This window comes from Blastomonas sp. 34TW, assembly GCF_059803595.1.
Genome location: NZ_JAPFGW010000004.1, coordinates 31,368 through 46,211, shown reverse-complemented (window position 1 = coordinate 46,211; position 14,844 = coordinate 31,368). Strand labels below are relative to the sequence as shown.

Annotated in this window: 9 protein-coding genes; 2 read left to right on the top strand and 7 right to left on the bottom strand. The window is 66.0% G+C overall.

The genetic code is table 11. The annotated features are described in order from the left end of the window. Positions 1 to 19: 19 nt before the first annotated feature. The gene (gene uvrA / locus OPU69_RS06795; RefSeq protein ID WP_498509962.1) at positions 20 to 3,004 is read right to left on the bottom strand and encodes an excinuclease ABC subunit UvrA; all 2,985 of its coding nucleotides are present in this window, start codon (positions 3,002 to 3,004) and stop codon (positions 20 to 22) included. Between the two features lie 191 nt (positions 3,005 to 3,195). Here uvrA and OPU69_RS06790 point away from each other — a divergent pair, with 191 nt between their 5' ends. Continuing rightward, complete coding sequence (locus tag OPU69_RS06790; RefSeq protein WP_498509960.1) at positions 3,196 to 3,654, top strand: hypothetical protein; 459 nt, start codon at positions 3,196 to 3,198, stop codon at positions 3,652 to 3,654. Between the two features lie 27 nt (positions 3,655 to 3,681). Here OPU69_RS06790 and OPU69_RS06785 read toward each other — a convergent pair whose 3' ends face one another. The 4 genes from OPU69_RS06785 to OPU69_RS06770 form a co-directional block, all read right to left on the bottom strand. Continuing rightward, positions 3,682 to 5,058 carry a sensor histidine kinase gene (locus tag OPU69_RS06785; protein WP_498509958.1) on the bottom strand — a complete coding sequence of 459 codons (1,377 nt, stop codon included), beginning with the start codon at positions 5,056 to 5,058 and terminating at the stop codon, positions 3,682 to 3,684. Next, positions 5,055 to 6,044, bottom strand: a complete 990-nt coding sequence (locus tag OPU69_RS06780) for a hypothetical protein (RefSeq protein WP_060979628.1) — start codon at positions 6,042 to 6,044, stop codon at positions 5,055 to 5,057. Before OPU69_RS06780 ends, OPU69_RS06785 begins: the two co-directional genes overlap by 4 nt. Before the next feature lie 72 nt (positions 6,045 to 6,116). Next, on the bottom strand, positions 6,117 to 7,316 hold the full coding sequence (locus OPU69_RS06775; RefSeq protein WP_060979627.1) for a hypothetical protein: 1,200 nt from the start codon (positions 7,314 to 7,316) through the stop codon (positions 6,117 to 6,119). 96 nt (positions 7,317 to 7,412) lie between these two features. Then, a complete protein-coding gene (locus OPU69_RS06770; RefSeq protein WP_060979626.1) occupies positions 7,413 to 7,730 on the bottom strand; it encodes an Hpt domain-containing protein in 318 nt (105 codons plus the stop codon). A 71-nt stretch (positions 7,731 to 7,801) separates the two neighbouring features. Between OPU69_RS06770 and OPU69_RS06765 the strand changes: the two genes are divergently transcribed. After that, positions 7,802 to 10,168 carry a coiled-coil domain-containing protein gene (locus OPU69_RS06765; RefSeq protein ID WP_060979625.1) on the top strand — a complete coding sequence of 789 codons (2,367 nt, stop codon included), beginning with the start codon at positions 7,802 to 7,804 and terminating at the stop codon, positions 10,166 to 10,168. 9 nt (positions 10,169 to 10,177) lie between these two features. Here the strand turns inward: OPU69_RS06765 and OPU69_RS06760 are convergent, their stop codons facing one another. Then, complete coding sequence (locus tag OPU69_RS06760; protein WP_060979624.1) at positions 10,178 to 11,641, bottom strand: efflux transporter outer membrane subunit; 1,464 nt, start codon at positions 11,639 to 11,641, stop codon at positions 10,178 to 10,180. Next, the gene (locus OPU69_RS06755) at positions 11,638 to 14,841 is read right to left on the bottom strand and encodes an efflux RND transporter permease subunit (RefSeq protein ID WP_498509955.1); all 3,204 of its coding nucleotides are present in this window, start codon (positions 14,839 to 14,841) and stop codon (positions 11,638 to 11,640) included. The genes OPU69_RS06760 and OPU69_RS06755 overlap by 4 nt, the downstream gene beginning before the upstream one ends. Between the last annotated feature and the right edge of the window lie 3 nt (positions 14,842 to 14,844).

Sequence of the window (14,844 nt, the reverse complement as noted above, 5' to 3'; positions counted from 1 at the left end):
GGCTCGGCGCGCGGACGCCTTATCGCTTGAGCAGCGGAGCCAGATACTGACCGGTATAGCTGCCTGCGACCTTGGCGACCTGTTCGGGAGTGCCTTCAGCAACAATCTGACCGCCCTTGACCCCGCCTTCGGGGCCCATGTCGATGATCCAGTCCGCAGTTTTGATGACGTCGAGATTGTGCTCGATCACCACCACGCTGTTGCCCTGTTCGACCAGCCGGTGCAGCACCTCAAGCAGCTTGCGCACGTCCTCGAAATGCAGCCCGGTGGTCGGTTCGTCGAGGATGTACAGCGTCTGCCCGGTCGAGCGGCGCGACAGTTCCTTGGCGAGCTTGACGCGCTGCGCCTCGCCGCCGGACAGGGTTGTCGCCTGCTGGCCGACCTTGACATAGCCCAGGCCCACTTCCCACAGCATCGCCATCTTGTCGCGGATCGGCGGGACTGCCTTGAAGAACTCGACCGCATCCTCTACCGTCATGTCGAGCACATCGGCAATCGAGTGCCCCTTGAACTTCACCTCGAGAGTCTCGCGATTATAGCGCTTTCCGCCGCATTCCTCGCAGGTCACATACACATCGGGCAGGAAGTGCATCTCGATCTTGATGACGCCATCGCCCTGACATTTCTCGCAACGCCCACCCTTGACGTTGAAGCTGAACCGGCCCGGCTTGTAGCCACGCGCAAGGCTCTCGGGCAGCCCGGCAAACCAGTCGCGGATGTTGGTGAAGGCGCCGGTATAGGTCGCCGGGTTCGAACGCGGGGTGCGACCGATCGGCGACTGATCGATGTCGATCACCTTGTCGCAATGTTCGAGACCCGTGATCTTGTCATGCGGCCCCGCGATGATCCGCGCGCCGTTGAGCGCGCGCGCGGCGCCGGCAAACAGCGTGTCGATGGTGAAGCTGGACTTGCCCGATCCCGACACGCCGGTAATGCATGTGAAGGTTCCGAGCGGGATAGAGGCGGTCACCCCAGTGAGGTTGTTGGCGCGCGCGTTGTGCACGGTCAGCTTCTTGCCATTGCCCTTGCGCCGCTTCTTGGGCACCTCGATCCTGCGTTCGCCGGTAAGGTACTGCGCTGTCAGCGAATCCTTCGCCTTGAGCAGCTCGGGCAGCGTGCCCTTGGCGACGACTTCGCCGCCATGCACGCCGGCGCCGGGGCCGAGATCGACGATATAATCGGCGGTGCGGATCGCATCCTCGTCATGCTCGACGACGATCACGGTGTTGCCCAGATCGCGCAGGCGCTTCAATGTCACCAGCAGCCGGTCATTGTCCTTCTGGTGCAGGCCGATGCTCGGTTCGTCGAGCACATAGAGCACGCCCGAAAGACCGCTGCCGATCTGGCTGGCGAGCCGGATGCGCTGCGATTCGCCGCCCGAGAGCGTGCCCGAGGTCCGGTCGAGGTTCAGGTAATCCAGCCCGACATTGTTGAGAAAACCCAGCCGCTCGATGATTTCCTTGAGGATCGCCTTGGCGATCTGCTGCTGCTGCGGCCCGAGTTTGTCGCTCAGCGTCTCGAAGAAATGCAGCGCATCGGCGACCGAGCGGCGGGTCGAGATCGAGATGTCCTCGCCCGCCACCTTGACCGAAAGCGCTTCGGGTTTCAGGCGCGCGCCATCGCAGACTTCGCAGGGCTGCGCGGTCTGATACTTGCTCAGTTCCTCGCGCATCCAGGCGCTGTCGGTCTGCAGCATGCGGCGGTTCAGATTGCCGATCACGCCTTCGAACGGCTTCTTGACCTCATAGCTCTTGCGCCCGTCCTGAAAGCGCAGCGTCACCGGCTTGCCCGCCGTGCCGTGCAGGATGATCAGCCGCGCCTCGCCGGGCAGGTCCTGCCATGGCGTATCGAGCGAGAAACCGAATTCGCGCGCCAAGCTGGCGAGCACCTGCATGTAATAGGGCGAGGGCGGGTTTGATTTCGCCCAGGGCACGATCGCGCCCTTCTTGAGGCTCAGTTCCTCGTTGGGCACGACCAGCTGCGGGTCGAAATACATCTTCTCGCCAAGGCCATCGCAAGCGGGGCAGGCGCCTTGCGGCGCATTGAACGAGAACAGCCGCGGTTCGATCGCCTCGATGGTAAAGCCCGATACAGGACAGGCGAAGCGTTCGGAAAAGATGATGCGGTTGTCGGGGATGCCCGCGTTCTTCATGCCCTTTTGCGCCCTCTCCCCTTTAGGGGGGAGGGTTGGGAGGGGGGCAGGCGCATCGGATGCATTTTCCCCTCTCCCTCCGCCGCTGCGCGGCTCCTCCCTCTCCCCTGAAGGGGAGAGGGCATTTACCGTCCCATCGGCCAGATCCACATAGGCCAGCCCATCGGCGAGCTTGAGCGCGGTCTCGAAACTGTCGGCCAGCCGTGTCTCGATGCCCTCACGCACCGCCATGCGGTCGACGACGACCTCGATGTCATGCTTGTATTTCTTGTCGAGCGCAGGCGCGGCGTCGATCTCGTACATCTCGCCGTCGATGCGTACGCGGGTGAAACCGGCTTTCTGCCACTCGGCCAGTTCCTTGCGATATTCGCCCTTGCGACCACGCACGACGGGCGCGAGCAGATAGAAGCGCGTGCCTTCGGGTAGTGCCATTACGCGGTCGACCATCATGCTGACGGTCTGCGCGGTGATCGGCAGGCCGGTCGCGGGCGAATAAGGCACGCCGACGCGTGCCCAGAGCAGGCGCATGTAATCGTAGATTTCAGTGACGGTCGCGACCGTCGAGCGCGGATTGCGGCTGGTGGTCTTCTGCTCGATGCTGATCGCGGGGCTCAACCCGTCGATATGCTCGACATCGGGCTTCTGCATCATCTCGAGGAACTGGCGCGCATAGGCCGAGAGCGACTCGACATAGCGCCGCTGACCCTCGGCATAGATGGTATCGAACGCCAGGCTCGACTTGCCGCTGCCAGAAAGCCCGGTGATGACGATCAGCTGATCGCGCGGCAGATCAATGTCCACGCCCTTGAGATTATGTTCGCGCGCGCCGCGCACAGAGATGTGAGTGAGCATGAACGGCCTTATGTTCTATTGATGTTCCGCTGGCAAGCGGCAGAAAGCACGGTGCGGCGCTGGAGCCGGGTCGCGGGCGGAACATGGTGCTGCGGTGCGCTGGCTGCAAGGGCGCGGCGTGCGACGAATGGAACCGCTTTGAGCGATGATCGTAGCCGTGTTAATCGAGATCAACTTTGTCTTGAGGGAATATGATGATGACTTTTCGCCCGTTCAGCCGCGCCTCGCTGGCCATCGCTTTGACTGCTTCGGCGCTCGCCATGCCCGCTTTCGCACAGCAGGCCAGTGCCCCCGCCGCCGCTGAGCCCGATAGCGGATCCATGGAGCCGTCGCCCGTTACCCGCAATCCGAGCACGCCCGAGGAACAGGCGGAGCGCGAAGCCGCCAATGCTGCGCAGGTGCAAGCGTCGAACGCACAGCTCGCGCAGAATGCCGCCAATCTCGCGAATTACGAGGCGCGCCGTTCCAGCTACGAAAACCAGATGAAGCTGTACGAGAATACGGTCGATTCGCGCGCGCGGGCCGAGTCCGAATATGCCGAGGTGAAGAAGCTCTACGACGCCATCTACACGCAGTGGGAAGCCGATGTTGCCGCCTGCAACGCTGGCGACCGCAAGCGCTGTGCGCAGGCGCCCGTCACGCCAAAATGAACTGGGGCGCGCCTCGTGGCGCGCGCCCTATATTTTCGGCAACACCAAGGTAAAGCGCGCCCCCTGTCCGGGCGCGCTTTCTACTGTCAGGTCGCCCTGCATCGCGAGCGCCAGCCGCCGCGATATGTACAGGCCGAGGCCACTGCCGCCGTCGCCGCTGCGGCCCAGCCGCTCCCATTTGTTGAACAGCCGCTGCTGATCTTCTTCCGAAAGCCCCGGTCCCTGATCGGCGACGGTCACGCTGGCCCAATCCGGACCCTCGTCGAGCCGCAGCCAGATCATCGATCCATCGGGCGCGTAATTGATGGCATTGCCCAGCAGATTGAGCAGGACCTGAAGCACGCGTCGGAATTCGCCGGTCGCAGCCAGGCTTTCGTCCTCGGCAGGCTTGTCGATCCGGATCGAGCGGTCGGCGGCCTTGAGCGCGAGAAGACCCGCTGCGCGCCGGGCGAGATCGGCAAGATCGACCGGTTCGCTCGCAGCGCTGAACCCGCTGGCTTCGATCGCTTCCAGATCCGCCAGATCGTCGATCAGCGCCAGCAGGTGTCGTCCGGCTGAGGCGATATCTCCAGCATAGCCGGCATAATCCGAACGCAACGGTCCCTCGAGCCGACCACCGATGGTCTCGGCATTGGCGATGATCCGTCCGATCGGCTGGCGCAGCGCCGGTCCGATCTGGCTGCCGAACATATGCGCGAGGCGTTCGCCATCGAACAGCGGCGGGGGGGAAGGGGCGGCTTGCGGCTCCGGTGCGGCGGGCGCTTCGGTCAGTTGCAGGTTCCATCCGGCGCCAGCATCGCTGCGAGTGCGATACAGGGTCCAGCACCGGGGGTCGCCGATCAGGCGGACGCGCACGCCGTTGTGACAATCCGCCAGCACCAGCGGCGCGCCATCCTCGGTCGCGATCAGCGCGCCCACGGGCTTCAGCGTGACGCGCACGGCATCCCAGTGAGCCGGCAGCGTCACCATATCCTGCACATGCAGGATGCGGCCGAGCGGATCGACGCGAATATCCACGCTCGTCTCGGAAGAAGGCACGAAGATGGGCAGCGGGGCGGCAGGTCCGGCTTCGGGCAGCGGTCTTTCTCGCCACTGGCTGATCCGGAGATCGATCCCTTGCGTACCCGGTTCGCAGTCGCACCACAGATCGACCGATTCCTTCGGGCCGATAATCGTCAGCGGTCGCGACAGGCGCATGCCCAGCCGCATCGCGTGGCGGGCCAGATCGAGCAGCGCGGGAATGGCGAGCACCTCGCCCTCTGCACCACCGAGCGCCTTGTGCAGCTCAGCCACCCGGGCGTCGGCATGCAGCAGCCGCCCGTCGCGATCAATCTTCACGACGTGTGGGGAATCGGCCTTGGCGCTTGCCGGGCCTGCCTCCGAAGGATTGGCGCGAGCGATCACCACAGGGCTCCCGGATGCGCCAGCGGATCGAGATTGCGCCAGCCTGCCACGAGCCGGGCCGCATCCTCCGGAACGAGCGCGCGCAGGTCTGCGGCAGGCGGCAAGGCGTCAGGTCGCAAGGAGGCGAGGGCAGCCAGCCCTTGCAGCAGCCCGGCGGCCAAATCGGTCTCCAGGCCACAGGCGCGCAAGACCACGGCCAGCCGCGCGAGATCGGCATCGCGCAGCATGTCGAACAGAAGATCGGCGGGGAGCCCACTCGCCCGTTCCAGCATCGCGACGGTCAGGCTCGCGCCATTTTCGGCGAGCGACCAGGCTTCCGCGCTGCGGGGCAGTTCGAACAAATGGCAGAACCGCATCAGCCGGTGCGGGCGTCCGCGACGCTCGTCAAAGCCTTGCAGAAATGCTGCAGCCGCCCTGTTCAGCTCCAGCGGGTCGCTATCCGGGCGTTCCTGCAGAAAGGCCAGGCATCTCCGCACCACTCCGTGCAGCGTCTCGGGCGGCAGTTCGCCGGTGTCGATCGCGAATGCCTGTGCGCGGCTCAGAAACCGGCTCTGCGCGATGATCAGTGCCATCGCGGCTTCGGCAAGCTCGTCCTGTGCATCGCCCACTTGGGCTTCGACACGTGGAGGCAATTCGGGTGTTCCGTGGCCGACCAGCGAGGACTGGCGGCAAAGCCGCGCTTCGATGGCGCGGGCAAACAGCAGCCGCGTGGTCGGGGCATGCGCCAGCACCACATGGCGCGCTATGTCCGGACCCAGATCGGCCGAGCCGGTGAGCGCCTCGGCGAGCTGCACGGCCAGCGATTCGACAAAGCCGCCGGTAAGGCTGAGGTCGTCCTCACGCAGCGCCTGGGCCTGTTCGGGGAGCAATTGCTGGCGCACCATCGTGGGGACCGCCATGGCCTGCCGGGCCTGAACGTCGGCCTGGCGCAGCAGCGCGCCTACGTCCCGTAAGGTCGGGCGTGCGGGGGCCATGTCGGTACTCATCGCCTTGCCCTACCAATGGCTGGTTAAAATGCTGTTAGTTGAAAGGATCAGCGCCCTGCCATCGATATGGGTTCAGGCCTTGTCCGCTGCAAGCGGCGCGCGGTGCGTCTGCCACAGCAAAAGCCCCGTCAGCGCGAGATTCCACAGCATCAGCATCGGCATCAGCAGGCCGAGCGGCAACGCAACCATGGCCGCCAGGGCGACGAGACTAGCCGATCCCGCAAGCCTGCGCCACAGCTGCGGCAGCGGTCCCGGCACCCGGTCCAGCACGGTGGCAAGACCCGGCAGCAGCAACGCCGCGAACAGCCCGGACAGCCGGTCCGACGCGGCCACGCTGAGCACCGTGACGATGATGAAGGCGATCGCGAACGCCATGTCGCGCGCGATCTGTTCGGCAGGCCTTGTCAGACTGCCGACAAAGCGCCCGAACAGCCGGTTGGCGGCATGGCCCGCCGCGCGCCCCATCACGAGCATGGCGAGCGCCGCCATGCCCCATCCCGCGCCTGCCATACCGATGCCGATCACGGGCAGGCCGATGCCCGCGAGCCTGAGCGCCGGGCGGCTCCATCCGGCCGACCAGACGCGTCTTGCCAGCGAGGCCATCGCGCCGGTCTGAACGACCTTGCCGCCCAGCCCTCCCGATACTCCGGCCAGCTCCTGCAGAGCGAGTATCTCGGCTTCTCCCGCTTCGCGCACGATCGCGATCCGCCCGGCTTCGGCCAGCGAGAACGGCAGCACCTCGCGCCGATAGCCTCGCTGCACCGCCAGGCGCAGCAACGCAGACTGGATGCTCCAGTCTTCGGGAAGGTCGCGCGCCTCGACCAGATCGCGTGCACGAACACAGGCGAGCCCCGCCCAGACATGGTTGATATCGATCCGCTCGAACCGCTCGATCAGCACGCGCGCGCCGTCACCGGGGGCGAAGCTGGCGACGAAGGGTCCAGTCTCGCGGGCGAGCCTGTCCATGTCGGCGGGAGCGACATACAGACCATCCGCGATCACCAGCAGTTCGTCCTCGCTGGCAAGCCGCACGCTGATATCGGCAACCGATCGTACCAGGTGAAACGCCAGTCCTCGCTGAGCGGCATAGCCCTCGATCTCGCGGATGCGATCGTCGACCGTGCCGACGAGGCACAGGATTTCGCCAGCGCCCGCCTGGACCGCCAGATCGATATGCAGCATCGCCAGCCGACCGTGCGCGAGCGGCAGCGCACCGCGCAGCGCGGTGCTGCCGGGCACGGTTTCGATCAGCGATATCAGTGCGGTACGCACGTCATGGAGCTCCAGATGAACGGGAGCGGCCCTCTTATCGGTTGGGCACGGGGATGCCAACCAGCTGCGGCGCAGCCGAAGGTGCAATGCGCAAGTTTACAGGTCGGAGGCCGGGATCTCGCCGAAGTCGCGCATCGCGGCGGCCAGTTCGCGCAAGACCACGGGATCGCCCGGCGCACCCTCGAGCGCCTGGTCGGCCAGATCGACAATGCCCTGCACACCGAAACTGGCGGCCAGGCTCTTGAGCCGCAGCGCCGCGAAATGCCAGTTGGCATCGCACCGCGCCCGGCCCAGAAGGTCGATCTGCCGTGCGGCGCTCTCGATAAAGGCACCGCGCAGCTCAGCGACCAGATCGGGATCGCTGCCGACAGCGGCGGCCAGCGCCGCGTTCAAAGCTCCGGATTCATATGCCATGGAGCATCGGAATAGACCAACCGCCTTAACTTTCAGTTTCTGGCCGGGCAAAATCTGTTAAGCATGTCGGCATGGGTGAGGGGAAGAAGATCATCGACCTGCGGCATGGCCGCAGCGAAGAAAATCCTGCGGCGCAGGAGCCGGTTCCGGACATGGCGGCACCGACCAATATGGCGCGTGCGGGAGCCGAAGAGCCGCGCGATTCGCACGCGCCCTGGGCGAGCGACGAGGAAGTGCCTGTGGCCGCGCCGGTGATCGGACGGTGGGGCTGGGCCGCGCTGGCGCTGGGCGTTGCCTGGACGGCGGCATTCGTCTGGGCGTCGTTGCCGATGTGGCTCGCGATGATGACCCCCGAACTGGCGATGCAGGCGATCGCACAATGGGCAATGCCGGTAGCACTGATCGCCGCGCTCTATCTGGTCATGCAGCGCAACAGCCACAGCGAAGCGCGCCGTTTCGCGCAGCTTGCCGGGTCGTTGCGGGCGGAGAGCAGCCTGCTGGAAACCCGGCTGGCGCACGTCAATGCCGAGCTGTCGCTGGCGCGCGAGTTCCTTGCCAATCAGAGCCTCGAGCTCGAATCGCTCGGGCGGGTTTCGAGCGACCGGCTGCGCAGCTTTGCCGAGGAACTGCGCGCGACCATCCAGGCCAGCGACACCGGGATGCGCGCGATCGGCGAGGTCAGCGCGGCCGCGCAGGGCAATATGGAAAAGCTGCGCAACCATCTGCCGGTAATTGCCAATTCGGCCAAGGATGTGACCAATCAGATCGGCAATGCCGGGCGCACGGCGCAAGGCCAGGTCGAAAGCATGATCGCCGCGTTCCAGAAGCTGAACGAATTCGGCCAGGCGGCCAGCGCCCAGATCGGCACTCTGGTGCAGCAATCGGATGCCGCGACGGCCCGGCTTGCTCAGTCGGTCGAAACCAGCGGTGCCGCGCTCACCGGCCATGTCGCCGAGGCAAGCGAGCAGATGGACCGCGCGATCGAAACGGTCGCCAGCCGCCTGGCCAACACGCGCAGCAATCTCGATCGGACGGCAGAGACCCAGGCCGAACAGCTGCACGCACATGTCACCGAGCTCGAACGTTCGCTCGCAACCCTGGCCGAAGCGATGACGGAGCGCGCCGCGCGCAGTCGCCAGGACATGCGTGCCGCTGCCGGGGATCTGGAGCTGACGCTGGGCACGCTGGCAACGTCTGCTGGCGAGAGCGAAGCCACGATCCGCCATATCATTGCCGCCGCCGATGCGCAGATCGGCAATGCCGAGCGCCGCCTGCAGGCGATGGACGAACATAGCAGCGAGGCGCTCGCCCGTCTGGCCTTTGCCCTCTCGGCGCTCGATGCCAATGTTGAGAGCCTGTCCGAGAAACTGGCTGCAGGCAGCGGACATGCCGAGATTTTCGATAGCAAGTCGCAGCGCGTTCGCACGCTGCTCGAGTCGATCGAGCGGCAGGCGGAAGTGACGATTCCCGCTGCCCTGGATGAACTCGATCACAAGACCGGCACGAGCGAACAGGGCGTAACTAGCCTGCGCGCGCATGTTTCGCAGGTCGATGACGAGATGATCCGGCTGGGCTCGATCCTCGGCAATTTCGAGCAGCGCATAGCTGAACAATCGGCCGAGATCGCCAGACTGTCCGGAAGCAGCGAGGCTGGCTGGCGCGAGCGGGCCGACGATATCGGCGCGCTGATTGCGGCCATGCGCGCCGCGCGCGACGATATCGACCAGATCAACGAAACTTCGGCGATCAAGCTGGTCGAAACGATGCGCGATGTTCATCGCGAAGCGCAGGCGGCTGCCGACGAGGCGCGCAGGGCCATGGACCGCGCAATTGCAGGCGCGACCGACAAGCTGGGTCAGGACAGTGCCGCAGCGCTCGAAAAGGTGCTGCGCGGCAAGGCGGAAGAGCTGGTCGGCAAGCTGGAGAGCGCGATCAACCGTGCGGTCGGCGCTACCAGCGATGCCAGCCTGCATCTCAGGGACCAGCTGGCACGGGTCGACGATCTTGCCACGCATCTCGAGCGCCGCGTTGCCGATGCGCGCGAACTGGCCGAAGAGCGCACCGACAATGATTTTGCGCGGCGGCTGGCGCTGCTCACCGAATCGCTCAATTCCACCGCGATCGATGTCGACAAGATCCTCTCTGCCGAGGTCAGCGATACGGCCTGGTCGGCCTATCTGCGCGGCGATCGCGGCGTGTTCACGCGGCGTGCCGTCCGACTGATCGACAATGGCGAGGCGAAGGATATCGCGTCCGCCTATGAGAACGACCCCGAATTTTTCGAGCTGGTGAACCGCTATATCCACGATTTCGAGAGCATGCTGCGCACCGTGCTGTCCACCCGCGACGGCGGCGTGATGGGGGTCACGCTGCTGTCGTCGGAAACGGGCAAGCTTTACGTCGCGCTGGCCCAGGCGATCGAGCGACTGCGCAACTGACCACGCCGGTCAGTTGCGCTTCGTCGCGCTGACCTCCTGCACCGGCGGCGCATTTTCCCAGCCGCCACCCAGGGCTCGGAACAGCGAGACCTCGGCCTCTGCGCGCGCCGCGGCGGCCGACCCGCTGGAAGCGCGCGCCGCCAGAAGATTGCGTTCCACCTCCAGCAGTTGCAGCGCATTGTCGCGACCCGCTCTGAACCGGATTCGCGTTATCCGCGCGACCTCCTCGGCGGCCTTGGCCGCATCGCGCAGGCTGGCTTCCTGCTCGATGGCGGCCTTGAGCCGCGCGAGCGCCTGTTCGGTCTCCTGCAGTGCGGTGAGCACCGCACCATCAAAGGCCGCCAATCGGGCATCGGCCTGCGCCGAGGCCGCATTGACCCGCGCGCGTGCCGCGCCATCGATCGGCAGCGACCATGAGATCAACGGGCCCAGGCTGAAGCCGATATTGTTCGATTCGCCCAGCGCGCTCGGGCTGGTTCCGCCAATGGTCAGCGAGCCAGCCAGCCGGATCGAGGGATAGAGCGCGGCGGTCGCCACGCCGACCCTCGCCGTATCTGCCGCGAGCCTGGCTTCGGCCGCGCGGACGTCGGGACGCCGCGCGAGCAGGGCAGCGCCGTCGCCGATCGGGATCGCGTTGTCGAGCCGTGGCGGCGTGGTGCAGGCCGCTGCGGCGGCATCAATACTGGCCGGCGTATCGCCGGTCAGCGTGGCGAGCGCATAAAGCGCTGCCCGCTGTTCCGCCTCGAACTGCGGTACCTGGGCCTGGGCCTGGGCGACGAGCAGTTCGGCATTGGCAACATCGCGCCGCTGTCCGCGGCCTGCGGCGAACAGCCGCTGGTTGAGATCGAGCGTCCTTTGCTGCGTGGCGAGCGATTCACGGGCGATGTCAGCCTGCAAGCGACTCGAGCAGGCCAGGGCATAGTTGCGCGCGACCTCCGCTGCCACGCTGACCCGCGCCGCATCGAGATCGGCCGCCGCGGCCAGTGCATCGCCGCGCGTCGCCTCGACCGAGCGACGGACGCCGCCGAACAGGTCGATCTCATAGGATGCATCGCTGCCGAGCTGATAGAAATCGAAGGTCAGCGGCTCGGGCGGGGCAAAGCCCACTCCGGCATTCTGCCCGGTACCGACCTGGTTGGTATTGGCCGAGGCGCTGGTACTCAGGCTGGGGAACAGCCGTCCGCGGGCCTCGCGGATCAGCGCGCGCGCACGGCGCAGATTGGCGCTGGCCTCGCGCACATCGGTATTGCGCTCGAGCGCCTTGCTGACCAGCGCATCGAGCGCCGGGTCCTGATACAGCCTCCACCAGCCTTCGGGCAGCGGCGTGGCGGCAAAGCGCGGATCACCGCCTTCGGCAAAGCCCTGTGCAGCGCTGGCAGGCGTGGTCGGTCGCTCGAAATCGGGGCCGACGGTGCACGCAGCGAGCGTGGCGCTGAGGGCTGCGGCGGCGAGCAGACGGAATTTCAAGGTCATGGCTGGTTGCCCTCCAGAACGGGCTGGCTTGGGGCGGGCGGGGGCGGATCATCCTTGCGGCGGCGGCGCGACCACGCCTTGATCCGCTCCTCGAGCGTCCGCACCATCACATAGAAGGCGGGGGTGAACAGCAGGCCGAAGATCGTCACGCCGATCATGCCGAAGAACACCGCGATGCCTAGCGCCTGGCGCATTTCCGCCCCCGGCCCCGACGAGATCACCAGCGGCAGCACACCCAGAATGAACGCGAGCGACGTCATCAGGATCGGGCGGAGGCGCTGGGCGGCGGCATGGCGCGCTGCCTCCAGCACCGACTGGCCATGATCCTCATTATGCTTGGCGAACTCGACGATCAGGATCGCGTTCTTTGCCGCCAGACCGATCAGCACGACCAGCCCGATCTGCGTCAGGATATTGTTGTCGCGCCCCATCAGGTTCACGCCGAGGATCGCGGCGAGCAGGCACATCGGCACGATCAGGATCACCGCCAGCGGCAGCACCAGGCTTTCATATTGCGCGGCGAGCAGCAGGAAGACGAAGATCACGCCCAACGCGAAGACAAGGGTCCCGGTACTTCCGGCGGCGCGCTGCTGATAGGCGATTTCGGTCCATTCATAGTCGAAGCCCTGCGGCAGCACGCGCTGCGCCAGCTTCTCCATCGCATCGAGCGATTGGCCGCTCGAATAGCCGGGCAAGGTGTCGCCCTGCAGCTCCGCCGCGCGGTACAGATTGTAGCGCACCACGCGATAGGCCCCCGAATCGTTACGCAGGCTCATCACCGCATCGAGTGGCACCATCTGCCCCGTGGACGAGCGCGTGCGCAGCCGTCCGATATCCGAGACATCGTCGCGATAGGGGGAATCGGCCTGCGCGGTCACCCGGAAGGTGCGGCCCAGGAAGTTGAAGTCGTTGATATAGCTCGAGCCGAGATAGGTGCCGAGCGTCGAGAAGATATTCTCCACCGGAACGCCCAGCTGTTCGGCGCGCGCGCGGTCGATATCCGCGAAGAGCCGCGGCGTGCGGGTATTGAACGTGGTGAACGCGCCGGCAATGCCCTCGGTCTGGTTGGCCCCGCCCATCATGGCGAAGGCCGCCCCTTCCAGAGCCTGCAAGCCAGCACTGCCGCGGTCCTCGATGATCATCTTGAAGCCGCCGCCGGTACCCAGCCCGGAGACCGGGGGCGGGGCGATCACCAGGATGTTGCCCGCGGTGATCTGCGCCATCGCACCGAACAGCTCGCCTGCGACCTCGGTCGCGCCGATGCGCGTGCCCGCCGGCTTCAGCGTGATGAAGATCGCGCCGGCATTGGGCGCATTGGTGAAGGTCGCGCCGTCAAAGCCGGCAAAGGCAATGGTGCTGACGACATTGGGGTTCTTGAGCGCGAGCGCCTGCGCTTCCTCGAGCGTCGCGGTGGTGCGCTGGAGCGAGGCGCCAGGCGGCATCTGCACCACGCCGATCAGATAGCCCTGATCCTGCGCCGGAATGAAGCCCGCAGGGGTGGCGGCAAAGCGCCATCCCGCCACCGCGATCAGCGCAAGATAGGCCAGCCCCATGAACATCAGGCTGCGGATCGTGCGCGCGGTAAGGCGGCCATAGCGCTCTGACAGCTTGGCAAAGCCGCGGTTGAAGCCGCGTGCAAAGCGCGCGCCCCATCCGCGCCATCTGGCGGGAATGTCCTTGTCCTCGTGGCTGCGCGGACGCAGCAGCAGCGCGGCCAGCGCCGGCGACAGCGTCAGCGACACGAATGCCGAGAAAGCCGTCGCACCCGCGATGGTGACCGCAAACTGCTGATAGAAGGCGCCCGAAATGCCCGGGATGAAGGCGGTCGGAATGAACACGCCGCACAGCACCAAGGCAATCGCGATCAGCGCGCCCGAAACCTCGTCCATCGTCTTGTGCGCCGCATCGAGCGGGCTCAGCCCCTCTTCCTCCATCAGGCGCTCGACATTTTCGACCACCACGATCGCGTCGTCGACGACGATGCCGATCGCCAGCACCATGCCGAACAGCGAAAGCGAGTTCAGCGAGAAGCCCAAGGCCGCCAGCACCGCGATCGCACCCGCGAGCGCAATCGGGATGGCGATGATCGGGATGATCGCCGCGCGCCAGCTCTGCAGGAACAGCAGAACGACGATGGCGACGAGGATGATCGCCTCGACCAGCGTGTCCTGCACCGCTGCGATCGACGCCTCGACATAGCTCGTCGGGTTATAGGGGATGCTGTACGCCATGCCCGGCGGGAAATTGCCTTCGGCGCGTTTGAGTTCATCCTCGACCGCCTTGGCGACGGTCAGGGCATTCGACCCGGGCAGCTGCGAGATGGCGAGCGCCACCGTCGGCTTGCCGCTGGCAAATGCGTTGACGCTGTAATCCTGCGCGCCCAGTTCGATCCGCGCGACATCGGCAAGCCGCGTGAGCGCCAGGCCGTCGCGCTTGATCACGATCTGGCCGAACTCCTCGGGCGTGCTCAGCCGTCCCTGGGTCTGCACGCCCAGCTGGAACGCGGTGCCGCCGCTGTTGAACGGCGGCTGGCCGATCGAGCCTGCCGATACCTGCGCGTTCTGCGCGCGGATCTTGCCGACGATCTCGTCCACGGTAAGGTTGCGGCTGGCCGCAAGCTCGGGATCGATCCACACGCGCATGTTGTAATCGCGCCCGCCAAACAGCCTGGCCGAGCCGACGCCCTCGATGCGCGAGATGCGGTCGATGATCTGCAGCGTCGCATAATTGCTGATATAGGGCTGGCTCAGCGAGCCATCGGGCGAGTAGAAATTCGCGACCATCAGCAGGTCGGGCGAGTTCTTGCGTACGGTGACGCCGATCTGGCGCACCTCCTGCGGCAGGCGCGGTTCGGCGCTGCTGACGCGGTTCTGCACCAGCACCTGCGCCTGGTCGACATCGGTGCCCTGGGCAAAGGTGACGGTGATCGCCAGGTTGCCATCACCGGTCGAGGACGAGGACATGTACAGCATGTCCTCGACGCCGTTGATCGACTCCTCGAGCGGCGCGGCGACGACATCGGCAATGGTTTCGGCGCTGGCGCCCGGGAAGCTCGCGCTCACCACCACCGTGGGCGGCGCGATCTCGGGATATTGCGATACCGGCAGCGTCGGATAGGCGACCACACCGAAAATGACGATCAGGATCGACAGGACCGCCGCGAAGATCGGGCGGTCGATGCAGAAATGGGCGATGCGCATGGC